This is a genomic window from Variovorax sp. YR634 (assembly GCF_900106655.1).
Classification (GTDB): Bacteria; Pseudomonadota; Gammaproteobacteria; order Burkholderiales; family Burkholderiaceae_C; genus Variovorax.
This window is the reverse complement of record NZ_FNOL01000001.1, coordinates 710,122-736,442: the sequence shown is the minus strand read 5'-3', so window position 1 is coordinate 736,442 and position 26,321 is coordinate 710,122. Positions and strand designations below refer to the sequence as shown.

The 26,321-nt window shown below is 67.0% G+C and carries 27 protein-coding genes and 2 tRNA genes; 2 read left to right on the top strand and 27 right to left on the bottom strand.

Features of this window, described 5'->3' with window-relative positions; all coding sequences use genetic code 11:
- Positions 1–5: 5 nt before the first annotated feature.
- Complete coding sequence (locus BLV60_RS03425) at positions 6–416, bottom strand: hypothetical protein (protein WP_093049845.1); 411 nt, start codon at positions 414–416, stop codon at positions 6–8.
- 274 nt (positions 417–690) lie between these two features.
- Here BLV60_RS03425 and BLV60_RS34285 point away from each other — a divergent pair, with 274 nt between their 5' ends.
- The gene (locus tag BLV60_RS34285; protein WP_176928697.1) at positions 691–861 is read left to right on the top strand and encodes a hypothetical protein; all 171 of its coding nucleotides are present in this window, start codon (positions 691–693) and stop codon (positions 859–861) included.
- A gap of 88 nt (positions 862–949) precedes the next feature.
- Here BLV60_RS34285 and BLV60_RS03420 read toward each other — a convergent pair whose 3' ends face one another.
- The 4 genes from BLV60_RS03420 to BLV60_RS03405 form a co-directional block, all read right to left on the bottom strand.
- Entirely contained in the window at positions 950–1,513 is a 564-nt protein-coding gene (locus tag BLV60_RS03420; RefSeq protein ID WP_093049842.1) for an HNH endonuclease, read from the bottom strand.
- A 51-nt stretch (positions 1,514–1,564) separates the two neighbouring features.
- Positions 1,565–1,638: transfer RNA gene (locus BLV60_RS03415), tRNA-His, on the bottom strand.
- 25 nt (positions 1,639–1,663) lie between these two features.
- Positions 1,664–1,870, bottom strand: a complete 207-nt coding sequence (locus BLV60_RS03410) for a short-chain dehydrogenase (protein WP_093049839.1) — start codon at positions 1,868–1,870, stop codon at positions 1,664–1,666.
- Positions 1,871–1,911: 41 nt separating this feature from the next.
- A tRNA-Arg gene (locus tag BLV60_RS03405) sits at positions 1,912–1,988 on the bottom strand.
- Between the two features lie 723 nt (positions 1,989–2,711).
- Here BLV60_RS03405 and BLV60_RS03400 point away from each other — a divergent pair.
- A complete protein-coding gene (locus BLV60_RS03400; protein ID WP_093049836.1) occupies positions 2,712–3,104 on the top strand; it encodes a hypothetical protein in 393 nt (130 codons plus the stop codon).
- A gap of 7 nt (positions 3,105–3,111) precedes the next feature.
- Here the strand turns inward: BLV60_RS03400 and BLV60_RS03395 are convergent, their stop codons facing one another.
- From BLV60_RS03395 to BLV60_RS03290, 22 genes are all read right to left on the bottom strand, one after another.
- The gene (locus tag BLV60_RS03395) at positions 3,112–3,573 is read right to left on the bottom strand and encodes an acyl-CoA thioesterase (RefSeq protein WP_093049791.1); all 462 of its coding nucleotides are present in this window, start codon (positions 3,571–3,573) and stop codon (positions 3,112–3,114) included.
- A gap of 2 nt (positions 3,574–3,575) precedes the next feature.
- Entirely contained in the window at positions 3,576–4,109 is a 534-nt protein-coding gene (locus BLV60_RS03390; protein ID WP_093049788.1) for a MarR family winged helix-turn-helix transcriptional regulator, read from the bottom strand.
- Positions 4,106–4,882 carry an SDR family NAD(P)-dependent oxidoreductase gene (locus BLV60_RS03385; RefSeq protein ID WP_093049785.1) on the bottom strand — a complete coding sequence of 259 codons (777 nt, stop codon included), beginning with the start codon at positions 4,880–4,882 and terminating at the stop codon, positions 4,106–4,108. The genes BLV60_RS03390 and BLV60_RS03385 overlap by 4 nt, the downstream gene beginning before the upstream one ends.
- A gap of 53 nt (positions 4,883–4,935) precedes the next feature.
- Positions 4,936–5,685: an SDR family NAD(P)-dependent oxidoreductase gene (locus BLV60_RS03380; protein WP_093049782.1), complete on the bottom strand. Its 750-nt coding sequence runs from the start codon at positions 5,683–5,685 to the stop codon at positions 4,936–4,938.
- Between the two features lie 10 nt (positions 5,686–5,695).
- On the bottom strand, positions 5,696–7,285 hold the full coding sequence (locus tag BLV60_RS03375; RefSeq protein WP_093049779.1) for an ATP-dependent acyl-CoA ligase: 1,590 nt from the start codon (positions 7,283–7,285) through the stop codon (positions 5,696–5,698).
- Entirely contained in the window at positions 7,275–8,006 is a 732-nt protein-coding gene (locus BLV60_RS03370) for an ABC transporter ATP-binding protein (RefSeq protein ID WP_007831224.1), read from the bottom strand. The genes BLV60_RS03375 and BLV60_RS03370 overlap by 11 nt, the downstream gene beginning before the upstream one ends.
- Positions 8,003–9,793: a branched-chain amino acid ABC transporter ATP-binding protein/permease gene (locus BLV60_RS03365; RefSeq protein ID WP_093049776.1), complete on the bottom strand. Its 1,791-nt coding sequence runs from the start codon at positions 9,791–9,793 to the stop codon at positions 8,003–8,005. The genes BLV60_RS03370 and BLV60_RS03365 overlap by 4 nt, the downstream gene beginning before the upstream one ends.
- Positions 9,790–10,845: a branched-chain amino acid ABC transporter permease gene (locus tag BLV60_RS03360; protein ID WP_093049773.1), complete on the bottom strand. Its 1,056-nt coding sequence runs from the start codon at positions 10,843–10,845 to the stop codon at positions 9,790–9,792. Before BLV60_RS03360 ends, BLV60_RS03365 begins: the two co-directional genes overlap by 4 nt.
- Before the next feature lie 34 nt (positions 10,846–10,879).
- Entirely contained in the window at positions 10,880–12,043 is a 1,164-nt protein-coding gene (locus BLV60_RS03355) for an ABC transporter substrate-binding protein (RefSeq protein ID WP_093049770.1), read from the bottom strand.
- A 44-nt stretch (positions 12,044–12,087) separates the two neighbouring features.
- Positions 12,088–12,552 (bottom strand): aromatic-ring-hydroxylating dioxygenase subunit beta, encoded by a 465-nt coding sequence (locus BLV60_RS03350; protein ID WP_093049767.1) that lies wholly within the window; start codon positions 12,550–12,552, stop codon positions 12,088–12,090.
- Positions 12,549–13,874 (bottom strand): aromatic ring-hydroxylating dioxygenase subunit alpha, encoded by a 1,326-nt coding sequence (locus BLV60_RS03345; protein WP_093049764.1) that lies wholly within the window; start codon positions 13,872–13,874, stop codon positions 12,549–12,551. Before BLV60_RS03345 ends, BLV60_RS03350 begins: the two co-directional genes overlap by 4 nt.
- Positions 13,875–13,902: 28 nt before the next feature.
- On the bottom strand, positions 13,903–15,048 hold the full coding sequence (locus BLV60_RS03340; protein ID WP_093049760.1) for an ABC transporter substrate-binding protein: 1,146 nt from the start codon (positions 15,046–15,048) through the stop codon (positions 13,903–13,905).
- 1 nt (position 15,049) lies between these two features.
- Positions 15,050–16,216 (bottom strand): ABC transporter substrate-binding protein, encoded by a 1,167-nt coding sequence (locus BLV60_RS03335; RefSeq protein WP_093049757.1) that lies wholly within the window; start codon positions 16,214–16,216, stop codon positions 15,050–15,052.
- 49 nt (positions 16,217–16,265) lie between these two features.
- A complete protein-coding gene (locus tag BLV60_RS03330) occupies positions 16,266–16,997 on the bottom strand; it encodes an SDR family oxidoreductase (RefSeq protein ID WP_093049753.1) in 732 nt (243 codons plus the stop codon).
- A complete protein-coding gene (locus tag BLV60_RS03325; protein WP_093049750.1) occupies positions 16,994–17,806 on the bottom strand; it encodes a cyclase family protein in 813 nt (270 codons plus the stop codon). The genes BLV60_RS03330 and BLV60_RS03325 overlap by 4 nt, the downstream gene beginning before the upstream one ends.
- A gap of 16 nt (positions 17,807–17,822) precedes the next feature.
- Positions 17,823–19,076 carry an SDR family NAD(P)-dependent oxidoreductase gene (locus tag BLV60_RS03320; protein WP_093049747.1) on the bottom strand — a complete coding sequence of 418 codons (1,254 nt, stop codon included), beginning with the start codon at positions 19,074–19,076 and terminating at the stop codon, positions 17,823–17,825.
- An 85-nt stretch (positions 19,077–19,161) separates the two neighbouring features.
- Positions 19,162–20,337 carry a thiolase family protein gene (locus BLV60_RS03315; RefSeq protein ID WP_093049744.1) on the bottom strand — a complete coding sequence of 392 codons (1,176 nt, stop codon included), beginning with the start codon at positions 20,335–20,337 and terminating at the stop codon, positions 19,162–19,164.
- Complete coding sequence (locus tag BLV60_RS03310; protein ID WP_093049741.1) at positions 20,334–21,971, bottom strand: AMP-binding protein; 1,638 nt, start codon at positions 21,969–21,971, stop codon at positions 20,334–20,336. The genes BLV60_RS03315 and BLV60_RS03310 overlap by 4 nt, the downstream gene beginning before the upstream one ends.
- A gap of 7 nt (positions 21,972–21,978) precedes the next feature.
- The gene (locus BLV60_RS03305) at positions 21,979–22,467 is read right to left on the bottom strand and encodes an aromatic-ring-hydroxylating dioxygenase subunit beta (protein WP_093049738.1); all 489 of its coding nucleotides are present in this window, start codon (positions 22,465–22,467) and stop codon (positions 21,979–21,981) included.
- The gene (locus BLV60_RS03300; RefSeq protein ID WP_093049735.1) at positions 22,467–23,780 is read right to left on the bottom strand and encodes an aromatic ring-hydroxylating dioxygenase subunit alpha; all 1,314 of its coding nucleotides are present in this window, start codon (positions 23,778–23,780) and stop codon (positions 22,467–22,469) included. The genes BLV60_RS03305 and BLV60_RS03300 overlap by 1 nt, the downstream gene beginning before the upstream one ends.
- A 23-nt stretch (positions 23,781–23,803) precedes the next feature.
- On the bottom strand, positions 23,804–24,796 hold the full coding sequence (locus BLV60_RS03295; RefSeq protein ID WP_093050401.1) for a PDR/VanB family oxidoreductase: 993 nt from the start codon (positions 24,794–24,796) through the stop codon (positions 23,804–23,806).
- Positions 24,797–24,809: 13 nt separating this feature from the next.
- Positions 24,810–26,318, bottom strand: a complete 1,509-nt coding sequence (locus BLV60_RS03290) for an indolepyruvate oxidoreductase subunit beta family protein (protein WP_093049732.1) — start codon at positions 26,316–26,318, stop codon at positions 24,810–24,812.
- Between the last annotated feature and the right edge of the window lie 3 nt (positions 26,319–26,321).

Here is a 26,321-nt window from a genome sequence, read left to right as displayed (position 1 = left end):
GACTATCAGGAAGCGGCTCCCTGCCGCGCGATCCAGTCGTCGACACAGCGCTCGAGCAGATCGCGCCGCTCACCCACCTCGGCCATCAGATACTGGCGTGCGTGTGTCTGCGCCAGTTCGCTCGACAGGAACCATTGCTCGCGCTCCGGGCTTCCTTGTGCCGGCGGCGCACCCCATGCCGAACTGCCGAGAAAAGCCTCGGTGACGGGCAGTCGCCCATCGGTCTTGCCGATGTCCGACAAGGCGTCTCGCGCGCCGCCGAGGACGATGCGCACCTGCACGACCTCATCGTCCGCCTCGATGGAGGCCGCGAGGCCGCCCGCTTGATGCACGTGCCAGAGTTGCGCTGCAGAAGCATTGCGAACCCAGCTCTCCAGCGCACGCGTCAAACTTTCAAGAATGATTTCTTTGTTCATACGGGAATATTTCACGGTTTTGCCTATCACTTGCAACCTGCTTCGGCCCCGACCTGCAAAAGACACCCATTGGGCATGGCATCTTGTACCTGCTGTCACGCATCACAACAACAAGAGACACAGGGATATCAACTTCGAAGCCAAAAAGCTCGTTCGGCCCGCTCATGCGGGTATTTTTTTGTCCGGCCGCGGCCAGGGCCGGTGACGATGTTCGGAGGCCACAGAATGTGACCTGCCTCGGACCACGCTTCGGGCGTGAGCTATATTTCCTCCCATGGAAAAGGCGTCCGACATAGGCAAACCCACCGTCCCCATCGACCTGATCGGGCCAGATCACTGGCCGCGCTCGAAGCGCGGTTCCGGTCGTGCCACCAAGGTGATCCTCGCGGTCGTGGGTGGCTTGGCGGCCGCAGGCCTGATCGCCTACCGCTTCTTCGGGCGCTGACCACCGATCCCCCGCACAAACAAAAGCCCGCCGTCCGGAAGACAGCGGGCTTTTTTCATGGGCATGGGTCAAGGTCACAGCCCAGCCCTTACTGAAGCCGCGAGCCCTTGGGCAGCCGCTTGGCCAGCCACTCGTGCACGTCCGCACGGATGTTGCGGCCTTCAAGCAGAAAGTTCTCATAGCGGCTCGGCACATAAGGCAGATAGACCAGCGGCATGCCTGCTTCCTCCGGCGTGCGCGCGGCCTTGCGGTTGTTGCAGACCGCGCATGCGCTCACGAGGTTGGTCCAGGTCCATGGGCCTCCGCGCGATTCGGGCAGCACGTGCTCGCATTGCAGGTCGCGCTCGTGGAACACGCCCGCGCAGTAGGCGCAGGTGTGACGGTCGCGGCGCAGCAGCTTGTTCTTGGTGACGCTCGGAATCACGTCGAAGAGGTTGATCTTCGACGCACCGCGCAGCGCGATGATCGGCGCCACTTCGACGCGCGACTGCACACCGCGCGCCACGTTGAAGCCGCCACGCAGCGTGGCCAGCGGCAGGTCGCCGTCTTCCCATGCGACCGAGCCGGTCGCGTAGTGCAACACCGCCTGCTCCAGCGAAATCCAGGCTTGCGGCGTGCCCTGAATATCGAGTTGCAGGACGTGAGGGTGCATGACTCGCCTCCTTTTGCGGCGATGGTTGTGAGGTTGAATGAAATGAAACCATGGGGTGCACGAACGGAATCGAACCGTCGTCAGCGGGACCACAACCCGCGGCTCTGCCGTTGAGCTACGTACACCATAAGAAAAAGACGAGCAGCCGACTCACCACTCGCCGACCGCGCGCACGCGCTGGTCGAGATCGAGGCCTTCGAGTGGTGCCTCTCGGCCCGGCGACGTCGGCGCGCATTCGTTCGCGCGACGTGCATCGGTCACGATGCCGAAGCGTTGGGCCAGGGCCAGCACCATGCGCTTGCGTGGTTGTGCCGGGCGCACGGTGATCATCCGGATCGGGGTGTTGCGCTTGCGCATGGTGGCTCCTTGGTTGTGTGACAGCTGAACAAAGAAAGAAATGGCCCCACGTGCACGACTCGAACGTGCAACCCCTTGCTTCGTAGGCAAGTGCTCTGATCCATTGAGCTAACGCGGGTCGAAAACAAGAAAGTGTCCGGTTACGAGTTCCGGCGCCGCCCAATCTTTGCGGCCGGTTTCCGCGGGAGGGCCATCTGCAATGGCCCGGTCCCGCTCGGGTTCGGTGTTGTTCAAAAAAGCGGTGGCCCGCTTTCCATTTCGGTTGTGTCCTCACGCGACGGACAGCGCGCTGGGCGCTGCCCCGTACGACGTCGCTGCACAGGAGTGATCAATTCCTGCACATCCCGCCAGACCGTCTACGCGGTGGGCTCTGGCGGTGTGGTGAAGGCACACCCGAAATGGCAAACAAGAAGCCAAAAACAAAAAGGCCCGGAACCTTGCGGTGTCCGGGCCTCTGCATGAGAGAGCTTGGAAGGTGTGCGCCTATGCGCAACCTCCACCCGGTAGCACCTGATCCTCGACTTTTCCAACGCGCAGGCTGGCTGCAGCTTTTGTGGAATACACGTGGCTCTGGTGCTGATTCAGTCGGAACGACGGCATGCCATCGAAACCACCACACGCCCAGACGCGCACGAGCGATCGGCCCGAGGCGGGTCGAATGCTGGTGAGGTTCAATGCGGTGTTCACGATGGTTCCTGAGTCAAAAATTGCCGCTGTCGGCTGTAAAGGGTTGGAAAAAAGGTACGGCTTTGGGCCGCGATTGAGGGCAACTGTAAATAGTGTTTACGACTGCGTCAACAACCGGGACAATCTTTTTTTGTCTTGTTGTTGTTTTTGAACAGTGCCCAATATCACCGTCGCGCGCCGCCGCAATGCTCTCGCGCTGCACCGCCGCTTTCTCGAAGAGGCCGTTGCCGCGGGCCTGCCTGCCAAGGGGCTGGACCAGGCGTTTGCGAAGAAGATCGAAATCTCCCCCAGCATGTGGAGCCAGATCAAGAGTTCCCGGCCCATCGGCGACAACCTGGCACGGCAGATCGAACGGCACTGCAACGTGGAGCCGGGCTGGCTCGACAAGGAAGATCGCCCCTCCGAGGTGCCCGATGCAGCAGAAGAACGCTTCATTGCCGCCGCGCGCGAGGCATGGCGCACGGCCAATGCCAAGGGCAAGAAAGAGCTCAGCGGCTGGCTGAAGAAGCGCGCGCAGGACGCTGCCGGCAACGAGCCCGCGCCCTGAACAAGGATCAGCCCAGTTCGGGCGCGTTGCGCAGGATGGCCACGCGCATGTCGTCCGGAATGGCGACGGCGCGATGCGTTTCGAGCGAAGTCGTCACGATCACCTGAGTCATCTGCATGCGCACTTCGCCCGTCTCGGCGCTGAAGCAGCGCACCGCCAGCGTCATCGAACGCGAGCCCAGCCGCTGCACCGTGAGCCCGAGGAGCACCTGGTCGCCCATGCGGCTCACGGCGCGGAAATCGACATCGAGCTTCACGGTCGGCAAGCCGATGCGGCGCTGCGCCACCAGGCCGTGGTAGCTGAGCCCCAAGCCTTCATTGACCCAATCCTCGATCAGCCCGTTGAGCATCACGAAGTACTGCGGATAGAAAACGATGCCCGCCGGATCGCAATCCGAAAACCGGATCAGCCGCGGCCTGCAGAACTCGTTGCTCGCGGCCGCCAGATCGACGTGCGTGTCGTCGCTCATCCTCAACCCTCCTCGCCCGAAGGCTCGCCGCGCATCACATGCACGCGCAGCAGGCCCAGCTGCGTGTGCATCTGCTTGACCGTCTTCATGTCGAGCCCCGAGAACATCTCCAGGATCCACTGCTCGTGCTCGCTCGCCATCGTCTCGAAGGTGCGGCGCCCCGTGGGCGTGAGGCTCACGATCCACGCGCGGCGGTCGTCGGGGCTGGGCGCGCGCGCCACCATGCCTTCGCGTTCGAGCTCATCCGTCAGGCCCGTGACGTTGCCGCCGGTCACCATCAGGTAGCGCGACAGCACGCGCATCTTGAGCCCATCCTCGTAGCGGTAGAGCTGCGCCATGTAGTCGAAGCGCGCCAGCGAGATGCCGAAGCGCTCGCGCAGCCGGCGACGGATCTCGGCCTCGATCTGCGTGGTGCTGGCCAGCATGCGCAGCCACAGCTTGAGCATCGCGTGGTCCTCGTGGCCCGCGCGGGCTTCGTGGCCCAGTTCTTCCGCATCGCTCAGCGCGGCGTGCGAAGCATCGTTGTTGCGTGTCATGTCACTTCTCCCCCCGAAACCGAGATGGACTGCCCGGTGACCGATGCTGCACCGGGCCCGCACAGCCAGCGCACGGCATCGGCCACCTCGGACGGTTGCACGATCCGCTTCTGCGGATTGACGCTGGAAAACTCCGCTAGCGCGTCGGCCTCGCTGCGCCCGGTCTTGCCGACCACATTGGCGACGCTGTTGCGCAGGATGTCGGTGTCGGTGTAGCCCGGACACACGGCATTCACCGTGATGCCCTTGCGCGCCACCTCGAGCGCCAGCGAGCGCGTGAGCCCGATCACGCCATGCTTGGCCGCGGTGTAGGCGGCCACGTAGGCGTAGCCCTTCTGCCCCGCCGTGCTGGCGATGTTGACGATGCGGCCCCAGCCGGTGTCGAGCATGTCGGGCAGTGCCGCCTGCGCGCAGAGAAAGCTGCCGGTGAGGTTGACCGACAGCATCCGCTGCCAGAGCTCGAACGACGTCTTGAGGAAGGGCGCACTTTCGGCCGCGCCCGCGTTGTTGACGAGCACGGCGACCGGGCCTCGCGCAGCGCGGGCGTCGGCGAACGCCGCCTGCACCGCCTCGGGGCTCGCCACGTCGGCGGCCACGACGCCATGCCCGCTGCCCGCGAGCGAATCGGCCACGCGCTGCAGCGCCTCACGGTCACGGCCCAGCAGCGTCAGGACGGCGCCCTCGGCTGCCAGGGTGCGGGCGATCTCGGCGCCGATGCCGCGTGCCGCGCCCGTGACAAGTGCGTGGCGGCCAGTGAGTGAATTTGATTGCATACCTGAATGTTTTAGTTCTGAATCATTTTAACGGAGTGCGCCGGCCCGAGTTGTCAGCGCATGAAACGGCCGCCGTTGAGGTCCAGCGTGGTGCCCGTCATGAAGGCTGCTGCCGGCGAAGCGAGATAGACCACCGCCGCGGCCACCTCCTCTGGCAATCCGAAGCGGCCGAGGGGAATGCCCGCCCGCAGCGCCCACTGCTTCGCTGGCTCCATGGCGTCAAGCGCGGGGCTGCGGATCGCCGCAGGGGCCAGCGCATTCACCGTCACGCCGTGCGGCGCCAGTTCCTGCGCGAACGATCGCGTCAGCGCCAGCAGTCCGGCCTTGCTCGCTGCGTAGTGCGCGCCGGTCGCCGTGCTGGCCTGCTGCCCCGCCATCGAAGTCAGGTTGACGATGCGCCCCGCGCCGCGCTCACGCATGTGCCGCCCGGCAATGCGACAGCCGAAGAAGCTGCCACGCAGGTTGACGGCGAGCACGTCGTCCCACTCTTCAGGTGTGATGTCCCAGAGCGATGTGGTCGGCGTGCGCGCCGCGTTGTTGACCATGACGTCGACAGCGCCGAAATGTGCAACCGCCTTGTCGAAGCAAGCGGAGAACGCCGCCTCGTCGCGCACATCGAGTTGCAAGGCGAGCCCGCCGACCTCCGCCGCAACGGCTTCGGCATTCGCAAGCTCGATGTCGGCCAGGGCCACGCGCGCCCCGGCTTCCGCCAGCCCTTGCGCGATGGCCGCTCCCAGCCCCTGCCCCGCACCCGTCACGAACGCCGCGCGGCCGGAAAGCGGGAGCAGCACTGCGCTCGTCATGCGATTCGCCTCAGGCCCTGGCGGGCCGTCCGTCCCAGGTCTGCGGCCCGACACCGCGCTCACGCAGCTTGAACTTCTGCACCTTGCCGTTCTCGGTGCGCGGCAGGTCGGCCAGCAGGTCGATGTATCGCGGCACGGCGAAGTACGGCAGGCGCCCTTCGCAAAAGCGCGCGAGTTCGGCGGGATCGATCGACACGCCCTCGCGCGCCACCAGCGCAGCCATCACCTCGTCTTCGGCCAGCTCGGAGCGCACCGGGTACACCGCGCACGAGGCCACGCCCGGGTGGCTCAGCAGCACCTGCTCGACCTCGAACGAGGAGATGTTCTCGCCACGCCGGCGGATCGCGTCCTTGATGCGGTCGACAAAGCGGAATGCGCCGTCGGCATCGCGCACCACGCGGTCACCGGTGTGAAACCAGAGATTGCGCCAGGCCTCGACCGTCTTCTCCGGCATGTTGAAGTAGCCGCTCGCGAAGGCGTACGGCTCGTCCGCACGCAGCAGCAGTTCGCCCGCTTCGCCGGGCGGCAGCGCCACGTCGTCTTCATCGGCCACGCGCGCCTGGAAGCCCGGGCGCAGCCAGCCCATGACACCGCCGCGCGGCGAATCGGGCGCGGTGGCGATGGCGAAATTGGTTTCCGTCGAACCGTAGCCTTCGAGCAGCGACACGCCTGTGCGCGCCTTGAACGCAGCGCCTGCGACAGACGGCACGCCGGGCCCCAGCCCGATGCGCACGCGGTGGTCGCGCTCCCCAGGGCCTTCCGGCTGCGCGAGCAGGATCGGCACCATCGCGCCCAGCAGATACACCACCGTCGCCCCGCTCGAGCGCATCGTCGGCCAGAAGCCCGAGGCCGAGAAGCGCGACTCGAACACCACTTGTGCACCCGTCAGCGCGGCCTGCGCGAAGGTGTTGAGCGCGTTGATGTGAAAGAGCGGCAGCGTGGTGCACAACACATCGTCGGCGCCGACGCCGAGCACTTCAGCGCTGTTCAGGCCCCACCAGAAATACTGCGCGTGAGGACAGATCACACCCTTGGCCGGCCCCGTCGTGCCGGAGGTGTAGAGGATCGCGAGCGCGTCGCCGGGCTGCACCGCAGCCGGATCAACGGGCTCCCCGCCCTCGGGATACGCCACGACGCGCACACCTTCAGGCGCTCGCCACGCGTTGGATGCCGCTTCACCAACCACCCAGACCTCGCGCAACGCAGTGCGCGTCAGGTCTGCCGTCGCGAGCCGCTCCAGGAAGCCCGCCTCGATCACCAGCAGCTTCGCCTCGCTGTTCGCCAGGAAGTATTCGATCTGCGGCCCCATCGACGCCGTGTTGACCGGCACCATCGATGCCCCCAACCAGCCTGCGCCGAGAAAGCTTTCGAGAAACTCGACACGGTTTCCGCACATCACCGCAATGCGGTCGCCGCGTACCACGCCAGCCGCCGCCAATGCCCCAGCACGCACAGCCGCAGCCCGCGCCGCATCGCCATGCGTCCACTCGCTCCCCGCGATCCGCAGCAACGCACGCGAGCCGAACAGCCCGGCCTGCCGCCGCAGCATCGCCGGCAGCGTGCGCAGGGCGGGCGGTACGGCGCGCGGGTCACTCGTCATCGTGCGTGCCTCCGCCGAGGTAGGTGGCCTGCACCCGCGGGTCGCTGGCCAGCTCGGCCGAAGCACCCGACAGCGCAATCTCGCCCGTCTCCAGCACATAGCCCTCGTCCGAGCTTTCGAGCGCGGCGCGCGCGTTCTGCTCCACCAGCAGGATCGACACGCCGTCTTCCCGCAGCTTGCGCACGATGGTCAGAATGTCGCGCACGATCAGCGGCGCCAGCCCGAGGCTGGGCTCGTCGAGCATCAGCAGGCGCGGCGCCGACATCAGCGCGCGCCCCACCGCCAGCATCTGCCGTTCGCCACCCGAGAGCGTGTCCGCGCGCTGCGAGCGCCGTTCGGCCAGCCGCGGAAAGCGGTCGTACACCGACTGCAGCCGCTTCTTCATCGCATCGCCACGCAGCCGCTTGGCGTACGCGCCGAGCTGCAGGTTGTCGAGCACGGTGAGCTCGCCGAACAGCTCGCGCTTCTCGGGCACGAGGCACAGGCCGCGCTCCACGCGCGCTTCCACGTCCAACCCCTGCAGGTCTTCGCCTTCGAAGCGCAGCGTGCCCTTGCAGGGCAGCAGGCCCATGGCCGCGGCCAACAGCGTGGTCTTGCCCGCGCCGTTCGGCCCGATCACCGAAATGATCTGGCCCGGCTGTAAGTCCAGCGACACCCCGCGCACAGCCTCGACCTGCCCGTACGACACATGCAGATCGCCGATCTCCAGCATCGCGGTCATACAACGCTCCCCAGGTAAGCCGCCTGCACGCGCTCGTCCGCGCGCACCGCCGACGGCACGCCCTCCACGAGCTTGGAGCCGAAGTTCATCACCACCAGCCGGTCCACCAGTTTCATCACGAAGTCCATGTCGTGTTCGACGATGAGGATGGTCACGCCCTCCTCGCGCAGCTTGCGCAGCAAATCGCCGAGTGCCATCTTTTCCTTGCGGCGCAGGCCGGCAGCCGGCTCGTCGAGCACCAGCAGCACGGGGTCGGCGGCCAGAGCGCGCGCAATTTCCAGAATGCGCTGCGTGCCCAGCGGCAGGCTGCCCGCCAGTTCGTGCGCGCGGTCGCCCAGGCCGATGCGGTCGAGCTGGCGCTGGGCCTCCTGCAGGATCTGACTTTCTTCCGTGCGATCGAGCCGCAGCCCCGCCTTCAGGATGCCCGAGCGCGTGCGCGAGTGCGCACCCAGCGCCACGTTGTCCAGCAGGCTCATGTGCGGGCGCAGCTTCACGTGCTGGAAGGTGCGCGCCAACCCCAGCCGCGCCACCTCGCGCTGCGGCATGCCCGCGATGTCGTGGTCCAGGAAGCGCACCTGGCCCGCGCTCATCGGCAGCGTGCAGGTCAGCAGGTTGAACATGGTCGACTTGCCTGCACCGTTGGGCCCGATCAGCCCGACGATCTCGCCGGCCTTCACGTCGAAGCTCACGTCGTTCACCGCAACCAGCCCGCCGAAACGCTTGACCGCACCATTCACCGACAACACCTGCGAGCCGCGTTCGGGCAGCGTGCGATGCGGCAACGGTTCGACCGGCGGCGCCTCGTGGCGCGACGGTCCTTGCGCAGCACCGCGACGACGCGTCCAGCGTCGCAGCAGGCCCATCACGCCGCCGCGCGCAAAGTGCAGCAGCAGGATGAACAGCGCGGCGAAGGCCACGGCCTCCAGCTGGCCGGCGCGTTGCGTGAGCATCGGCAGCACGTCCTGCAGGCCGTTCTTCAGCACCAGCACCAGCGCGGCGCCAACCAGCGCACCACCCAGCTGACCGAGACCGCCGGCCACCGCCATCAGCAGGTACTCGATGCTGGCGCGCACGTCGAAGGGCGACGGGCTCACGAAGCGGTTCATATGCGCATAGAGCCAGCCCGCCAGCCCCGCGAACAGCGCGGCCGTCACGAACAGCGACAGCCGCACGCGGTACGCATCCGCCCCCACGCTCGCCAGCAGCGTCGCACCGCCGCGCAGTCCGCGAATCGCGCGCCCCGGCCGCGACTGCAGCAGGTTGTAGCTGAACAGGCAGGCCAGGCCGACCACCACCCAGATCAGGTAGTACATCGCGCGCGGGTCGGCCAGCGACCATCCCGCGACCTGCAGCGCCGGAATGTTCGACAGCCCCGTGTGCCGACCGAGCGCGTCGACGTTGCCGAACAGCATCGCGATCGACAGTCCCCAAGCGATGGTGCTCAGCGGCAGAAAGTGCCCGCCGAGCCGCAGCGTGAGCATGCCGATGGCAAGCGCCGACAGCCCCGTGAGCAGCAGCGCGAACAGCAGCCCGATCCAGGGCGACATGCCCTGCGTGGTCGTGAGCCACGCCGTCGCATAAGCCGCGATGCCCACGAAGGCCGCCTGCCCGAACGATGTGGCGCCGCCCACGCCCGTGAGCAGCACGAGGCCCAGCGCCACCAGCGCGCCGATGCCGATGTCGTTGAGCAGCGAAACGGTGAAGCTGCCCGCCAGCACCGGCACCAGTGCCAGCACGACGACGAGCCCGGCGATCCACGCCCGGCGCTTGTTGCGGTTGGCGTTCATTGGTCCACCTCGTCTTCTTCCTCTTCGGCGTGCGTGGCCATGAAAGACCGCAGCATGAGCACCGGAATCAGCAGGCTGAACACGATCACGTCTTTCAGCGCACCGCTCCAGAACGAGGCAAAGCTCTCCACCACGCCAACCGCGAGCGCACCAATGGCCGTCATCGGGTAGCTTACGAGCCCGCCGATGATCGCGGCCACGAAAGCCTTCAGGCCGATGATGAAGCCCGAGTCGTAATACATCGTCGTCACCGGTGCGATCAGCACGCCGATCAGCCCCGCCAGCAGCGAGGCGCAGCCGTACGCCAGCAACGCCGTGCGCACCGGCCGTATGCCGACCAGCCGCGCGCCCACCCGGTTCACGGCCGTGGCGCGCAGCGCCTTGCCTGCCACCGTGCGCTCGAACACCAGGAAGAACAACCCGCTCAACACGATGGCCGCTCCCACCATCAACACCACCTGCCCGCTGACCGTGAAGCCATCACCCAGCGTGAACACCGCACTGGTCAGCGGCGTGGTGCGCGAACCCTCGGGCCCGAAGAACAGCAAGCCCAGCCCCGACAGCAAAAAGTGCAGCGCCAGCGACACGATCAGCAGCACCAGCACCGATGCATCCGCGATCGGCTGGAACACCACTCGCGCCAGCAGCGGCGCGATGGGCACCACCAGCAGCACCGCCACCGCGATGTGCACCGCCACCGGCACGCCCGGCCGCGCCGCCAGCCATGCGAGCACGCACGGAATGGCGGGCAGCACACCCCACATCAGCACCGCCTTCGGAATGCGCGCGGCCTCGCCGCGACGCAGCAGGCTGCCGATCTCGGTGGCCAGGGCCAGCGCCGCCAGCACCGCGACCATGCCGATGGTCGGCGGCACACGATCGGTTTCGAAGGCCGCGAGCGACAGGGCCGCAAAGGCCGCGATGTCGCCGAACGGAACGAACACCACCCGCGTGACGGAAAAGATCAACACCAGCCCGAGCCCGGCCAGCAGATAGACGGCCCCGTTGGCCAGGCCGTCGGTGAGGAGAATCAGCGCCACGTCCCATGTCATCGCGCGGCCCTCCGGAAAAACAAAGGCGAGAGGTTCAAGGTGCGAGCTTCCATTGGCCGTTGTCGAGCTTGACGATCACGCGGGCGCGTTCGTCCACGCCGTAGAGACTGCCGGGCTTGAAGGTGTAGACGCCGTGCGTGCCCACCACTTCCTTCGTGCTGAAGATGGCATCGCGCAGCGCCACGCGGAACTCGGGCGTGCCTGGCTCCGCCTTCTTCATGGCGCGCGAGGCGGCATCGACGAACACCAGCCAGCCGTCGAACGAGTAGGCCGAGAAGGCGTCGCTGGTCGGTGCGTTGTTGACCTTCTGGAACACGGCGCGGAAGTCGGTCGCGATCTTCTTGGTCGGGTAGCTGTCCGGCAGTTGCTCGGCCACGATCACCGGGCCGGTGGGCATCAGCGCGTTCTGGCCGGCTGCACCGACCACGCGCACGAAGTCGGGGTTGATCAAGCCGTGCTGGCCGTACACGCCGCCCTTGAAGCCGCGCTCCTGCAGCGCGAGAAACGGCAGCGCCCCCGGCGTGCCGGCGCCGCCGGTCATCACCGCGTCGGGCCGCAACGCCACGATCTTCAGCACCTGCCCCGTCACCGAGGCGTCGGCACGCGCATAGCGCTCGTTGCTCACCACCTTGATGCCGGCGCCGGGCGCGGCCTTCATCAGCGCGTCGTAGACCAGGTCTCCCCAGGCGTCGGAGAAGCCGATGTAGCCCACGGTCTTAACGTTGTTGCGCTTCATGCGCTCGACGACCGCATCGATCATCAACTGCGTCGGCTGCGCCACCGTCATCACCCAAGGGTTCTCGTTGGGGTCGAGCAGGATGGGCGTGAGGCCGATCATCGGCGTCTTTGCTTCCTTGCCCACCTGCGCCATCGCAATGGCGGCCGGCACGCCCGATGTGCCCATGAGCACGTCGACCTTCTCCTCCTCGATCAGCTTGCGCGCGTTGCGCCCGGCCGTGGTGGGGTCGGAGCCGTCGTCGAGCACGACGAGCTGGATCTTGCGGCCGTTCACCTCGCCCTTGTAGGCCAGCGCGGCCTGCATGCCCTTGGCGTAGGGCACGCCCAGCGAGGAGTTGGGCCCCGACAGCGACACGCTGAGGCCGACCTTGAGGTCGGCCGCGAACGCGCTCGCTATGCCACAGGCGGTCAGCGCCGCGGCGAGGGTGCCGCGCGTCAGGATCTGCATCAGGCTCTTCATGTCGTAGCTCCGGTGAGGATTGTTGGAATGGACAGGTGGGTAACTCAGATGAACAACTGGATGGCCGGCAACGCGCGCGGGGCGTTGAGCAGGTCGACGCGCTTCTCGCGGATCAGCCAGCCGGTGGAGGTGCGAACAAGGTGATGGCGGGCGGTGCCGCTCAGCAGGATCTGGTCTTCGCCGCGCGCCTCGACGTAGAGGAACGGCGTGCGCAGCCATGCCTCGTCGCCCTCCTCGCGCTCGATGCGAGAAGGCTGCAGCACATGCTGGCTATGGCTCGCAGGATGCTGCGAATGCGCGCGCGGGTTCTTGAGGCGGTCGACGCGCAGCTGCAGCAGCAGCCGGTCTTCATAGGCCAGCGAGTTGTGCGAGAACGGGTCGGCCTGCGCCGCACCGAGCAGCGGCACCCAGTAGTGGCCGTCTTCGGCGAACAGGGTCAACCAGTCGTCGAAGCGTCGCTCGTCGAGCAGCGCCGCCTCGTGGGCGACGAAATCGCGCGGGTCCGTCATGCCGCAGCCTCCATGCCCGCCGCCATGGACTTCGCCCAGGCGCGGAACTGGTTGCGCATCAGCAGTTCGTTGGTGCCGTTGGTGGTGACCGTGGTTTGCTGCGTCTCGGCCGGGTCGTAGTTGCGGTGCAGGCTCACCCACTCGTTGCCGCCGGCGCGCAGGCCCTGCTGGATGCTCTCGAACAGGTGCACATCGTCGTGCGCGACCACCGACATCGGCGAGAACACGAGGCGGTTGTAGCTCATGGCGCGCTCGAACAGCAGCGCGGGCGCACCCGCCGCACGGAAGCTCCAGGCCTCGATCAGCGTGCGGTTGGCCGCCAGCGGGCGAATCACGCGAATGGCCTGCGGCGAGCCCTTGACCGACAGGCTCGGATAGAACACCGAGTTCTGCGGCGAGCGCTGCAATATCTCGGTGGCCCGCGCCTCGCCGTGCGCGGCGCGCATCGCGGCTTCGTACTCGGGCAGCTGCGCATAGTTGGAGTGGATGCTGAAGTTCACCCCCAGCACGCTGTGCCCGTTGGCGAACACGCGCCCGCCCATCTTGTCGAAGAACTCGTAGCCCGAGCCGAATGGCAGTATCTGCTCCATTGCCATCGGCTTGGGGTCCGTGGGCGCATGGCCTTCCCACAGCGCCTCGGCCGCCTTGGTGGCCGACTCGTGCGTCGACATCGGGTGCACCGTGTCGTTGATGTTCTCCAGGTACATCTTCCAGTTGCAGTGGACGATGTTGCGCAGCACACCTCCGCCCACTGTCAGCTTGCCTTCGGGCGAGCGGCCGACCATGTTGTCGATGGCGCCCAGCACCTCGCCGAAGTAGTCCTCGAACGAAGGCCCGGTGTCAGACAACCGCACGAACACGAAGTCGCGGTACACCTTCACGTGCTTCACCACCGACAGCCCCTGCCCCGATTCGCAGGCCTTGAGCTGCGTGCCCTCATAGCCGTTCTTCAGCGGCAGCCCGAGCGGTGCGCCGTCGAGCTTGTAGGTCCACGCGTGGTACGGGCAGCGGAAGAACCGGCCGGTGTTGCCGCTTTCGTCCGTCACCAGCTGCGTGCCCTTGTGGGCGCAGCGGTTGTAGAGCACGTGCACATCGCCATCGGGCTGGCGCACCATCAGCAGCGGCCGTCCCGCAATGTCCTGCGTGACGAAGTCGCCGGCCTCGGGCACCTGGCTCGCGTGGCCGAGGAAGACCCAGGTGTTGGCGAACAGGTTCTCCTGTTCCAGCGCGAAAAGCTCCTCGCTGAGGTACAGGTCGCGGTGCACCCGGTCGTCCTGCACCAGCGCCGCGACGAGATCGGGGCGGTTGCGATAGATGGTCATGGCGATGTGCTCGGTGGTTCGGCGGAAACTACGGAACCAGCTTCCACTGGCCCTTTGTCATCTGCACGATGACCACGCCGCGCTGGTCGGAGCCATAGCGGTCGTCGGGCTTGAAGGTGTAGATGCCGTGCGTGCCCACCAGCTCCTTCGTGCTCACGATGGCGTCGCGCAGCGCCGTGCGGTACTGCGGCGTGCCCGGTTCGCCCTTGGTGCGCGAGGCCGCATCGGCCAGCAGCAGGTAGGCGTCGTAGGTGTACGACGAGAAGGCATCCGTCGGCACCGCGCCATTGACCTTCTGGTAGGCGTTGCGAAAGCCCATCGACACCTTCTTGATCGGGTTGCTGTCAGGCAGCTGGTCGGCCACCAGCACCGGTCCGCTCGGCACCTGCAGGCCTTCGATGGAAGCGCCGCCCACGCGCACGAAGTCGGCGTTGATGAGGCCGTGCGTGCCGTAGATCTTGCCCTTGTAGCCACGCTCGGCCAGCGCGATGTAGGGCAGCGCGCCGGGCGTGCCCGAGTTGCCGGCGAACACTGCATCAGGCCGCGACGCGACAATCTTCAGAACCTGCCCGGCCACGGACGAATCGCTGCGCGCATAGCGCTCGTTCGCCACCACCTTGATGCCGGCGGCGTCGGCGCTCTTCACCAGCGAGTCGTAGGCCAGGTCACCCAGTGCGTCCGAGAAGCCGATGAAGGCCACCGTCTTCACGCCCGACTTCTTCATGCGCTCGACCACGCCAGCGACCATGAGCGGGAACGGCTGCGACACCGTCACCGTCCACGCGCCCTCGGGGCCGGCGATGGTGACCGGCGTGGGCGAGATCAATGGCGTGTTCAGTTCCCTGGCCACCGCAGCGATGGCCATGGCGCCTGGCACGCCGGAGGTTCCGATGAGCACGTCGACCTTGTCCTCGGTCACCAGCTTGCGTGCGTTGCGCCCGGCTGTGGTGGGATCAGAAGCGTCGTCGAGCACGATCAGCTGTACCTTGCGACCGGCAATCTCCGGGTGCTCGGCAATGGCGGCCCGGATGCCCTTTTCGTAAGGAATCCCGAGCGCGGCCACGGGGCCCGAGAGCGAGCTGATGAAGCCGATCTTCAGGTCAGCCGCCATGGCCTGCGAGGCCGCCAGCGCAAGCGCTGTTGCGCCAAGGATATGGGTTAGCTTGTTCTTCATCTCAGGGCACCAGCTTCCATTGACCCTTTTCGAGCTTCACGACGACGCGCGAGCGGTCATCCGAACCATAGCGGTCGGTGGGCTTGAAGTTGTAGACCGAATGCGTGCCCACCAGCTCCTTGGTGCTCACGATGGCATCACGCAGCGCCAGCCGGAATTGCGGAGTGCCAGGCTCAGCCTTGCTGGCCAACGCGCGTTGCGCAGCATCGAGATAGATCAGCCACGCATCGAAGCTGTAGGCCGAGAAGGTGTCGGTGGGCGCTGCGCCGTTGGCCTTCTGGTAGGCAGCGCGGAAGTCCATCGCGATCTTCTTCATCGGGTTGTTGTCGGGCAGCTGCTCGGCTACCACCACCGGGCCCGTGGGCGCCAGCAGGCCTTCGACCGACGGGCCACCAACGCGGATGAAGTCGGGGTTGATCAGCGAATGCATGCCGTAGATCTTTCCCTTGTAGCCGCGCTCGGTGAGCGCGAGGTACGGCAACGCACCGGGCGTGCCCGACGCACCGGTGATCACCGCGTCGGGCCGCAGCGCCACGATCTTCAGCACCTGGCCGGCCACCGACGAATCGCTGCGCGCATAACGCTCGTTCGACACCACCTTGACGCCCGCCGTGGGCGCCGACTTCATGAGTGCGTCGTACACCAGGTCGCCCCAGGCGTCGGAGTAGCCGATGTAGGCCACCGTCTTCACGCCGGCCTGCTTCATCTTCTCGACCATCGCGCCCATCATCAGCGGCGCGGGCTGCGGCAACGTCACCATCCATGCACCTTCTTCGCCTGCCAGGTCGGCATTGGCGATGGAGATCAGCGGGGTCTTGGTTTCACGCGCCACGCCGGCAATGGCCAGCGAGCCCGGCGCTCCGGCCGTGCCGATGATGACGTCGACCTTGTCTTCCTCGATCAGCTTGCGCGCATTGCGCGCCGCCGTGGACGGGTCTGACGCATCGTCGAGCTGGATCACCTGGACCTTGCGGCCTGCGACCTCCGACTTGTAGGCGACTGCCGCCTTCATGCCCTTGTCGTACGGAATGCCGAGCGACGACACCGGCCCCGACATCGAAGTGATGAAGCCGACCTTGAGATCGGCGGCCCACGCGCCCGCGGCGCTCAGCGCGCCGAGGCCCGCGGCAATGGCCGCGAGTGTGCGAATTCGGTTCAGGACTTTCATGGCGAGGCTCCAGAGGTGGTTTTGGATGAACGTGAGGAAAGCAAAAAACTCAGAGGGCGAGACTTCCGACGCTGGTGCCGCCGCACACATACAGCACCTGGCCCGTGACGAAGCTGTTCTCGGCATCGGCGAAGAAACGCACGGCGCGTGCCACATCGGCTGATTCGCCGAGGCGCTTGACGGGCACCGAGGCTGCGAGCGCGTGTTCCTTCTCGCTGCCGGCTTCGACCACGTCGTAGAACATGTCGGTGCGGATCGGCCCCGGGGCCACCACGTTCACCGTGATGCCGTCAGCGGCAAGCTCCAGCGCCCAGGTGCGCGCCATGCCCAGCATGCCGGCCTTGGTGGCCGAGTAGCTGGTGCGCGTGGCCAGCCCCAGCGCGGCGCGTGACGACAGCAGCACCACGCGGCCGAAGCGCTGTGCACGCATCGCGGGCAGCGCACCTTGCACGAGCTGAATGGCACAGCCCAGGTGCAGGTCGACCAGTGCGTCGAGGTCGTCGAGCTTTACTTCGGGCAGCAGCGCGGCGCGGATGACGCCTGCGTTGTGGACGATGGTGGTCGGCGCGAAGCGTTCGACCAGTTCGCGCACCGCCTCGCCGGTTGCGGCGCGGTCGCTCAGGTCGACCTCGATGCTGTGCAGCTTCGGGTGGTCGATCTCGGCCTTGCGGCGCGCGAGCGACATCACCTCGTAGCCCTGCGCGAGCAAGTCCTCGCAGATCGCCTTGCCGATGCCGGCGCTGCCGCCGGTGACGGCCGCGACCTTGGGCGCCGCGCTCATGCCGAGGCTCCCACCAGGGCCAGCACGCGCAGCGGGCTGCCGCTGCCCTTCTCGATCTTCAGCGGCGGGCAGATCAGCACCGCGCCGGCCGGTGGCAGCAGGTCGAGGTTGCTCAGGCACTGCAGTCCGTAGCGTCCCGCGCCGTGCATGTAGTAGTGGCACGGATACGGTGGCCGCAGGTGATAGCCCTGCCCCGCGTCGGTGCCGATGGCTTCGGAGCCGAAGCCCAGCACGTCGCGCTGCTCGACCAGGAAGCGCACGGCCTCGGTGCTCGGGCCCGGCGTGTGCTGGCCCGTCTCGTCGAAATTCTGGTACGCCTCGGGGTCGCTGCGCTTGGACCAGTCAGTGCGCATCAGCACCCAAGCGCCTTTCGGGATGCGGCCATGCGCCGCCTCGTAGCGCTCGATGTCGGCCACGCTCAGCAGGTAGTCGTCGTTCGACTGCACATCGGCCGAACAATCGATCACGCAGGCCGGCGCCACGAAGTGCTGCACGGGAATGGTGTCGACCGAGTTGTTCGGCAGGTCGCGGCCCGAGATCCAGTGGATCGGCGCGTCGAAGTGCGTACCTGTATGTTCGCCGCAGGAAAAGTTGTTCCAGTACCAGCCCGGGCCACGCTCGTCGTACTTCGACACTTCCTCGATACGGAAGGGCCAGCATTGGCCCATCTCGGGCGGCAGCGCGATCTGCGGGAACTCGGGCGTGAGCGTCTGCGTGAGGTCGATCACGCGGATGCGGCCACTGGCCATTGCGGTCACCAGGCCGCCGAGGATTTCGGCGGCGGACATCAGTTCGGTTGTCGTGGTCATTCGTATGGCTCCTGTCTCAGCCGCCCGCCGCGAGCTCGCGCTCGAGCACCTTGGGGTTGTCGCGCCAGCGCTCCAGCCACTCCTGCGCCACGTCACCGGGGTAGACGTCTTCCACGCCGTCGCGCAGCGCCTTCACGATGGCGTTGGCCAGCGCTGTGGGTGCGAGCTTGGGTGGTGGCGTGTGCTGGTTCCATTCGTCGTCAATGGGCCCCGGGAACACATTGATCACGCGGATGCCGGCCGGCCGCATCTCGGCACGCAGGCACTGCGCGAGCGAGTGCGCTGCGGCTTTCGACGCGCTGAAGGTGCCGTGCGGCGGGAAGTTGCTGAGCGCGTAGATCGACAGCAGGTTGACCCAGGCTGTCGCGCCGGTTGCGCCGTCGGCCGAGCGGCCCTTCAGCGCGGGGCCGAACTCCTGCGCCAGACGAAGCAGGCCGAAGTAGTTGATGTCCATCTCGGCCTTGGCCACGTCGGTGCCGCGCCGCGCTCCGATGCCGAAGGTGCGGTGCACCTCGGCGTTGTTGATCACGATGTCGACCTTGCCGCCGATGGAGCCCGCAAGCTCCGTCACCTGGCGGCCGTTGGTCAGATCGAGCGGCACCAGCGTGACCTGCGGCAGCGCCGAGATGTCGTCGAGCCCGTCGCCCATCTTCTTCCAGGGCTCGGCATGGCCGACCCAGACGATGTCGGCGCCAGCCTTCACCAGCGCGCGCACGATGGCCTGGCCGGTCTCGGTCTTGCCGTCGGTCACCAGCGCCTTGCGGAACTTCGGGTCGCTGGTCATTTCGCGAAGCATCTTGTCGTCGGCCATATGGGCACTCCCTTCATTCGGAAAACCAATGAGAACGGCCTGCCCCGCGCGGTCGAGCCGGGCGCCGACACGCACGCGTTGCGGCGCATCGCCGACTTCGCCGTGCAGGTGGACCATGAGCGTCGGGCCGGCATCGAGATGCACCAGGCCCAGCCGCCAGGGCAGCCGCTCGCGGAAGAACAAGTCGTTGCTGTGATGCAGCGTGGTGCTGCCGAGCAGCTCGCCCTCGCCGCTCTGCTGGCGCCAGCGCAAGGCGGCCGAGAGGCACTTGTGGCAGACCTCGCGCGGCGGGTACTGCACCGTGCCGCAGTCTTCGCAGGTCTGCAGCTCGAAGCGGCCTTCGGCGGCAGCAGCCGTGAGGCCGAGCGCCACGCGGCCACGCGCGCCGGGCGGCAGGTTCATCTGCCGGGTGCGCAGCACCGGGTTCTTGCGCGGGGGGCGCATCATCGGCATGGTCATAGCGCCTCCGCCGGGCCGCCCCAAGGCAGGTGCGCGGCCCCCTCGGGGGGCAGTGCAGCCGCGAAGCGGCAAACGTGGGGGTACATCATTCCGGTCTCCCCAGGATGACGGCGCCTGTGCACAGGCAGCGGTCGTAGGTCACCATGCCGAAGCCGGCGACCAGGCCCAGCTGTGCATCGGGCACGGTGCGTGGGCCTGCTTGATCAGTCAGCTGGCGGATCGTCTCGACCATGCCGAGGAATCCGCCCGCCGCGCCGGCCTGCCCTGCCGAGAGCTGCCCGCCGCTCGTGTTGTTCGGAAAGCTGCCGTCGAAGGTCATGGTGTGCGATTGCACGAAGGCCGGGCCCTCGCCCTTCTCGCAGAAGCCCAGGTCTTCGAACTGCATCATCACGATGACGGGGTAGTCGTCGTAGGTCTGCACGAAGTCGAGCTCGATGGGCTGGATGCCGGCCTGCGCATACAGGTCGTCGCGGTCCTTGCGCCATCCGCCCTGCACCATCACGGGGTCTTCGGCGTAGGCGTTATGGCGCTCGATGGCGCCGCGGATCACCACGTGCGCCAGGCCCAGGTCGCGCGCGCGCTCCTCGCTCATCACGAGGAAGGCATCGGCGCCCGCACAGGGCATCACGCAGTCGAACAGGTGGATCGGGTCGGAGATGGGCCGCGCGGCCATGTACTCGTCGAGCGTCAAGCCCTTCTTGAACATCGCGTTCGGGTTGCCGAGCGCGTTGGTGCGCTGGTCGACGCAGATGCGGCCGAAGTCTTCGCGCTTCGCGCCGTAGGTGCGCATGTAGTTGGCGGTGATGAACGCGAAGATCGAGTTCGGGCCGCCAGAGCCGTAGGGGTAGCTGGCATCGCGCGCGAAGTTGCTGAAGCTGCCCAGCGTCTGGCGGAAAGAATCGACGTGGTTGGTGTCGGCACCCACGCAAGCCACGATGTCGGCATCGCCCGCCTGCACCGCCCGCGCCGCGCGGCGCAGGCACATCACGCCAGATGCGCCGCCGGTAGGCACATGGTCGAGCCAGCGAGGCGACAGGCCCAGGTGCTGCGTGACACCCACGGCCGTGTCGGGCGCGAGCGAGAAGCTGCTGAGGCACAGGCCGTCGATCTGCTCCTTGGCCACGCCGCTGGCATCGACCAGCGCCTCGATGGCCTGGCCGATGAACCAGTGCGCGGTGCGCGTGGAGTAGCGCACGTAGGGCACGGTCACGGGCACCGCGACCGCGACGCCTTCGTAGGAGAGCCGTCGTTTCGTCGTCATGCCTGCCTCTTCTTCATGGCGCGTGTGTCGACGCAATGGCCCTGGCCCGGCAGCGACTGCGCCATTTCGCGCAGCTGGCCGCGCTGGATCTTCTGCGAAGGCGTGAGCGGCAGCGCGTCGACGAAGGCCACGTAGCCGGGTGCCTTGTAGTACGCCAGCTGGGCCAGCGCGTGTTCGACGATGCTGGCGGCGATCTGCACGCGCTGCGAGGCATCGGCGCCTTCGCGCATCACGATGCAGGCCAGCACCTCGTCACCGCGCACCGCATCGGGCGTGGCTGCTACGGCCGAAGTCTTCACCGCCGGGTGCTGGTTGAGCACGCTCTCGACCTCGACGGCGGAGATGTTCTCGCCGCTGCGGCGGATCACGTTCTTCTTGCGGTCGACGAAGAAGAAGTTGCCCTCGGCGTCGCGGCGCACCAGGTCGCCGGTGTGGAACCACCCGTCGGCCCAGGCTTCGCGCGTGGCCTCCTCGTCCTTCAGGTAGCCGGAGAAGAAATAGCGCTTCGGGTCATTGCCGGCCGAACGCACCAGCAGTTCGCCCGGTGCATCGACGCCGACGTCGCTGCCATCCTCACCCATGAGGCGAATCTCGACGAAATCTTCCTGCCGCCCGAAACAGCTGGTGCCCACGAGGCGCGGCTCGCGGTTGGCCATGATGCAGGCGGCCGCGCCGGTCTCCGTCATGGCCCAGGCCTCGACCAACGGGAAACCGAAGCGCTCCTCGAAGGGCGCATGGTTCTTGCGGTCGACACCGGCGCCGAAGCCCCAGCGGATGGCGTGGTCGCGGTCAGCCGCCGATGCGGGCGCAGACAGCAGCATCGCCGGCATCACGCCGAGGTAATGCACGATGGTCGCGCCGCTTTCCTTCGCACTGGCCAGCCAGGTCTTCGGATGGAAGCGATCAAGCTGCACCAGGCAACCGCCCGCAACCAGCACCACCATGGTGGAGAAGGCCATCGCGTTCATGTGGTTCAGCGGCAGTGGCGTGATGACGCGTTCCTTGTCAGGCCGGATGCCGCACACACCATCGAGCGCCGCATACCACTCGCCCGCGCGCAGGAAGTAGGCGTTGCTCAGGATGCAGCCCTTGGGGCGGCCCGTGGTGCCGGATGTGTAGAGCAGGCCGCATTCGGTGTCGGCGCCCACGGGCTCATGGGCGCGCGGTGCGGCGGTCTTCGCTGGCGGCACGGCGTCTTCAGGCCCCATCGTCTCGAAAGCCACGCCCGCCTGCGCCGCCGCGGCACGCAGGTCGGCCGCGCGCGCCGGCAGCGTCACGGCCAGGCCGATTTCACTGTGGCCGATCAGGTAGACCAGCTCGGCCGAGCGCATCTCGGCGTTGATCGGCACCACGCTCACGCCCAGTGCGTTCAGCGCGAGCCAGTGGAAGATGAAGGCCGGCCGGTTCTCCAGCAACAAGCCGACGCGATGGCCGTGCCCGTAGCCGGCTTGCGCGTAGGCCGTGCGCAGGCGTTCGATCTGTGCGGCAGCCTCGCCCCAGCGGATGGCGCCTGCTTCGATGCCATAGGCGGCCGCAGTCACCGATTCGGTGAACAGGAATTCGGCTTGCGGCGTGCGCGCCGCGGTGGCCGCAAAAACGTTGTGGACGGTGGCGAGAGCGGTGGAGTCTTGCATCGCGTCCCTAGATGAAGAGCTGCACGGCCGGCAGGGCCGCGTCGCAGTTGAGCAGGTCGACGCGCTTGAGCGTCATGCGCAGCGCGCCATCCTGCACCGTGAGGTGGTGGAAGAAGGTGCCGACGTAGAACTGCAGTTCGTCACCCTGCGATTCGGTGTAGTGGAACCCTGTGCGCACCAGGTAGCGGTTGGCCTCGGCATCGAACTGTTCGACCACCGGCACTTGCAGCAGGTGGTGGCAGCGGCTCGGCGGCTGCTGCGAGAAAGCGCGCGGGCTCTTCAAGCGCTCGATGCGCAGGTCGCGCAGCAGCTTGTCTTCGTACAGGTGCGAGGTGTGGTTGAGGCCGTCTTCCTGGTCGGGCACGAGCGGCACCCAGTAGAAGGCGTCGTCGGTGAAGAGCGCGTTCCACTCTTCGTAGCGCCGCGTGTCGAGCAGGTGTGCTTCGTTCACGACGAAGTCGATCAGGTCCTGGCGGGTGACTTCGGTACCGGCCATTACATCGTCTCCGTCATGCGTTGCACCCAGCTGCGGTACTGGTTGCGCATGGGCAGCTCGTTGGTGCCGCCCGTTGTGATCTCGCCGCCCTTCAACTCGGAGGGGTCGTAGTCGCGGTGCAGGCTCACCCACTCGTTGCCGCTTGCGTGCAGCCCGGCCTGCATGCCACGGTAGGCCTGCAAGTCGTCATGCCCCACCACCGAGAACGGCGAGTTGATGAGCCGGTTGTACATGGTGGTGCGCTGCAGCAGCTCGGGCGGCGCGCCCTTGAGGCGGAAGGTCCAGCTCTCGATCAGCGTCTTGTCGGCAGAGATCGGCTTGACCACGCGAATCGCCTGGATCGCGCCCTTGATCGTGAGGTTCGGGTAGTACACGGTGTTGTGCCGCGCCATGCCCAGGATCTGCGCCGTCTTCTCCTCGCCGTAGCGCGCCTTCATGGCGTCGTCGTACGCGGGGATCGCCTTGTACTTGCTGTGGATGCTGAAGTGCACGCCCGTGAAGCTGTGGCCGTTGTCGTAGGTGCGGATGCCCATGTCCTCGAAGAACTTGTAGTCGGACATGAAGGGCGCGAACTGCTCTACCGCCATGGGCTTGGGCTCGTCCTCGGGCTTGTCGGCCCACATGCGCTTGGCGGTGCCGGCGGAAGATTCGTGCGCCACCATGGGGTGCATGGTGTCGTTGAGGTTCTCGACGAACATCTTCCAGTTGCACTGGTGCATGAAGCGCAGGCAGCCGCCCGCAATTTCGAGCTCGCCTTCGGGCGAGCGGTCGGCCATGTTGTCGATGGAGCTCAGCGAGTCGCCGAAGTATTCGTCGAAGTCGGGGCCCGCGTCGTTGATCTTCACGAAGATGAAGCCGCGGTGGCTGCGCACGTGCTTCACAGTGGTGAGGCCCTTGCCCGACTCGCACTCGTGCAGTTGCGTGTGCTCATAGCCCGTCTTCAGCGGAATCGCCAGCGGTGCGCCGTCGGTCTTGAATGTCCAGGCGTGGTACGGGCAGCGGAAGAATTTTCCGGTGTTGCCGCAGGGCCCGTTCACGAGCCGCGAGCCTTTGTGGGCGCAGCGGTTCATCATGGCGCGCACGCTGCCGTCGGAGTGGCGCACGATGATCAGCGGGCGGCCCGCGATCTCGTTGCTGATCCAGTCGCCGGGCTTGGGCAGTTGGCTTTCATGGCCGACGTAGTTCCAGGTGTTGGCGAAGAAATGCTCCTGCTCCAGCTCGAACAGTTCCTGGCTGGTGTACAGGTCGCGGTGCACGCGATCATGCTGCACCAGCGCGCGGATGGCATCGGGGTTGTCTCGGTACGAGGTCATGGTTCTCATGGCTCCTTGCTTCATCAGATGTCGAGCACCAGGCGCGCACCCTTGGCGCGCGAGATGCAGATCTGTATGACGTTGCCTTCCGCCTTCTCTCGGGCGGTGAGCACGTAGTCGCGGTGGTCGATCTCGCCTTCGAGCACGGGCACCGCGCACACGCCGCATTCGCCGCGCTTGCAGTCGAACATCGGGTCGCAGCCGTTCTCTATCAGGCAGTCGAGGATGCTCTGGTCGGCCGGCACGGTGAAGCGCTGGCCCGACTGGGCGAGCTCCACCTCGAAGGGCTGATCGCCTTCTTCCGCGACGGGCTCGGTGAAAAGCTCGAAGTGCACGCGGTCATGTTCCCAGCCGCGCGCCTGGGTGCGCTCGAGCACGGCGTCGAGCATGACCTTGGGGCCGCAGACGTAAAGGCGGTCGCCGGTGGGAACGCTGTCGAGCAGCGCGTCGATATCGAGCGGCGTGCCGGCCTCGGCGTCCGCGTGCACGCGCAGGTCATCGCCGAGCAGGGTTTGAAGCTCGGGCAGGAAGGCCATCAGGTCGCGGCTGCGGCCGGCGTAGTGCATGCGCACGGCTGCACCTTCGGCGCGGCGGCGGGCGGCCATGGTGGCGAGCGGCGTCACGCCGATACCACCGGCCACCAGCACGGTGCCACCGGGGCCGGTGTGCAGCGGGAAGTCGTTCTTGGGCGCCTCGATGGCGAGGGTGTCGCCCTCTTTCAGCTGCTCGTGCATGAAGCGCGAGCCGCCCCGGCCTTCGGCCTCCTTGCGCACTGCGATCACGTATTCAGCCGGCGCATTGGTGGCATTGCGCGCCGTGTCGAAGTTGATGAGCGAGTAGTGGCGCCAGTCGGTCTTGCCGTCGGGCAGCGACACCTGCACGCGGATGTGGGCGCCGGCTGCAAAGCCGGGCAGCGCACGGCCGTCTTCGGCGCGCAGGCGCAGCATGCGGATCAGCGGATTCAACGCCCGCGCCTCGACGACGCGCAGTGAGAGGGTGGCTGAGGGTGCGGTCATCTTCGTTGTCTCTTCAGGCCAGTGCGTGCTGTGCCAGTGCGGCCTGCAGCTTGTGGCCATGTTCGTCGGCCAGGGCCGCGTCGCGCAGTTCGCGCAGCGTGGCCGGTGCCAGCGCTGTGCCGGCGCGCTCGACAGCACGCATCACGGTGTCGTAGTTGCGAATGCCGCGTTCGTGCGTATCGCTGTAGCCCTTGACGAGGCGCTGGCACTGGGCCAGCTCGACGGCCAGTTCGGGGTTGCGTTGCGCGGTGGCGGCGATGCGCTGCAGCCATTCCTCGATACGGCGGTTTTCTTCGGCATAGCGCATCGTCGACAGGCGCCAGCGCTTGCATGCCGCCACGATGCGCAGCATGAGGTAGCCGCGCAACGAGCTGGTCTGGATCACCCGGCCGTGCTGCGTGAAGCGCTCGACGAGCTTCTTGGGCATCGTCGAGTTCATGAGCCAGCGGCCGATGCCGCCAGGCAGCGTCTCGCAGATTTCCTGCAGGCGCGGGTGCATGTATTCGTTGATGGCGAGCACCTGGCCCGGTTGTACGCGGGCCTCGCCGCGCACGCGCTCGAAGCGGGTGGCGCGGGTCTTCAGGGCTGCGACGCGGGCGGTGTCTTCGTAGGACATCCAGAGCGCGAGGTGGCGCGCGGTTTCGCGCAGCAGGCGATGGTCGTCGTTGCCCGGCAACGCGGCGATGGCGGCCATGCGATCCAGGTACAGGCTGGCGTAGGCCGGGTCCTGGTAGTCGATGAGACGGCGCACGCCTTCGAGCAGGAAGTCTTGCGCTTGCACCGGGAAGTCGTGTTGCGCCCGTTCGACCAATGCCCGCACGGCCGGGTGGCGCGGTTGCGGTGCTGGCGCGGCGATAGGCACGTCTTTCGCAGGCTCGCCGTCGTCACCGCCCTGTGCGCGAGAGAACGCCGCGCCAAAGGCCTTGAGACTGGGCTTCACGCCCACGCCGCCTCGCTCGATGGTTGCCTCGAACTGCGCGCGGCTGAATGGCAGCACGCCCGAACCTGCCAGCGTGCCGAACAGCACGGCGCTGATCACGCTGCCCGAGGCTTCGGCTGCCTGTGCCATGTCGAAGCGGATGAAGCGCTTGGCTGCCTTGGCGGTGTGTGCGAGAAGCTGGTCGCTGTCGACGCGGCCGTCGCCCAAGGCGCTTTTCTCCGCAATGGAGAAGACACGGTGCGTGGATGCGATCAGCGTGGTGCGGTCGCGCGTGACGAGGCCGCGCTGCACGGCACGCCCGGCCTCCATGAGCTCCGACGCCAGCACCACGTCGACGTCGCCCGGCAGCGGCATCAGCGCGAGCACCGGCAGGCCGCCATCGGCCTCGGCTTGCGCCGTGGGATACAGCTCGACGTAGTAGATGGTCGCGCCGGTGCGCTGGGCCACGCCCGGCACCGAAGTGGTCTGGGCGACGTAGCCGTTGGCCTCGCCCATGTCGACGATCCAGTCGGCCAGCACGCCGCCGCCCTCCCCGCCCATGGCGAGGATGGCAACCTTTATGGGTTGTGCGTTGCTCGTCATTGC

Bases quoted from the DNA above. Each gene is read 5' to 3' on its own strand.
- BLV60_RS03320 (WP_093049747.1), bottom strand. From the start codon at position 19,076: ATGACCATGCCGATGATGCGCCCCCCGCGCAAGAACCCGGTGCTGCGC.
- BLV60_RS03390 (WP_093049788.1), bottom strand. From the start codon at position 4,109: ATGACACGCAACAACGATGCTTCGCACGCCGCGCTGAGCGATGCGGAA.
- BLV60_RS03375 (WP_093049779.1), bottom strand. From the start codon at position 7,285: ATGACGAGTGACCCGCGCGCCGTACCGCCCGCCCTGCGCACGCTGCCG.
- BLV60_RS03385 (WP_093049785.1), bottom strand. From the start codon at position 4,882: ATGCAATCAAATTCACTCACTGGCCGCCACGCACTTGTCACGGGCGCG.
- BLV60_RS03295 (WP_093050401.1), bottom strand. From the start codon at position 24,796: ATGACCGCACCCTCAGCCACCCTCTCACTGCGCGTCGTCGAGGCGCGG.
- BLV60_RS03315 (WP_093049744.1), bottom strand. From the start codon at position 20,337: ATGACGACGAAACGACGGCTCTCCTACGAAGGCGTCGCGGTCGCGGTG.
- BLV60_RS03370 (WP_007831224.1), bottom strand. From the start codon at position 8,006: ATGACCGCGATGCTGGAGATCGGCGATCTGCATGTGTCGTACGGGCAG.
- BLV60_RS03425 (WP_093049845.1), bottom strand. From the start codon at position 416: ATGAACAAAGAAATCATTCTTGAAAGTTTGACGCGTGCGCTGGAGAGC.
- BLV60_RS03420 (WP_093049842.1), bottom strand. From the start codon at position 1,513: ATGCACCCTCACGTCCTGCAACTCGATATTCAGGGCACGCCGCAAGCC.
- BLV60_RS03305 (WP_093049738.1), bottom strand. From the start codon at position 22,467: ATGGCCGGTACCGAAGTCACCCGCCAGGACCTGATCGACTTCGTCGTG.
- BLV60_RS03330 (WP_093049753.1), bottom strand. From the start codon at position 16,997: ATGAGCGCGGCGCCCAAGGTCGCGGCCGTCACCGGCGGCAGCGCCGGC.
- BLV60_RS03380 (WP_093049782.1), bottom strand. From the start codon at position 5,685: ATGACGAGCGCAGTGCTGCTCCCGCTTTCCGGCCGCGCGGCGTTCGTG.
- BLV60_RS03350 (WP_093049767.1), bottom strand. From the start codon at position 12,552: ATGACGGACCCGCGCGATTTCGTCGCCCACGAGGCGGCGCTGCTCGAC.
- BLV60_RS03345 (WP_093049764.1), bottom strand. From the start codon at position 13,874: ATGACCATCTATCGCAACCGCCCCGATCTCGTCGCGGCGCTGGTGCAG.
- BLV60_RS34285 (WP_176928697.1), top strand. From the start codon at position 691: ATGGAAAAGGCGTCCGACATAGGCAAACCCACCGTCCCCATCGACCTG.
- BLV60_RS03290 (WP_093049732.1), bottom strand. From the start codon at position 26,318: ATGACGAGCAACGCACAACCCATAAAGGTTGCCATCCTCGCCATGGGC.
- BLV60_RS03410 (WP_093049839.1), bottom strand. From the start codon at position 1,870: ATGCGCAAGCGCAACACCCCGATCCGGATGATCACCGTGCGCCCGGCA.
- BLV60_RS03360 (WP_093049773.1), bottom strand. From the start codon at position 10,845: ATGACATGGGACGTGGCGCTGATTCTCCTCACCGACGGCCTGGCCAAC.
- BLV60_RS03300 (WP_093049735.1), bottom strand. From the start codon at position 23,780: ATGACCTCGTACCGAGACAACCCCGATGCCATCCGCGCGCTGGTGCAG.
- BLV60_RS03310 (WP_093049741.1), bottom strand. From the start codon at position 21,971: ATGCAAGACTCCACCGCTCTCGCCACCGTCCACAACGTTTTTGCGGCC.
- BLV60_RS03395 (WP_093049791.1), bottom strand. From the start codon at position 3,573: ATGAGCGACGACACGCACGTCGATCTGGCGGCCGCGAGCAACGAGTTC.
- BLV60_RS03365 (WP_093049776.1), bottom strand. From the start codon at position 9,793: ATGAACGCCAACCGCAACAAGCGCCGGGCGTGGATCGCCGGGCTCGTC.
- BLV60_RS03355 (WP_093049770.1), bottom strand. From the start codon at position 12,043: ATGAAGAGCCTGATGCAGATCCTGACGCGCGGCACCCTCGCCGCGGCG.
- BLV60_RS03325 (WP_093049750.1), bottom strand. From the start codon at position 17,806: ATGACCACGACAACCGAACTGATGTCCGCCGCCGAAATCCTCGGCGGC.
- BLV60_RS03335 (WP_093049757.1), bottom strand. From the start codon at position 16,216: ATGAAAGTCCTGAACCGAATTCGCACACTCGCGGCCATTGCCGCGGGC.
- BLV60_RS03340 (WP_093049760.1), bottom strand. From the start codon at position 15,048: ATGAAGAACAAGCTAACCCATATCCTTGGCGCAACAGCGCTTGCGCTG.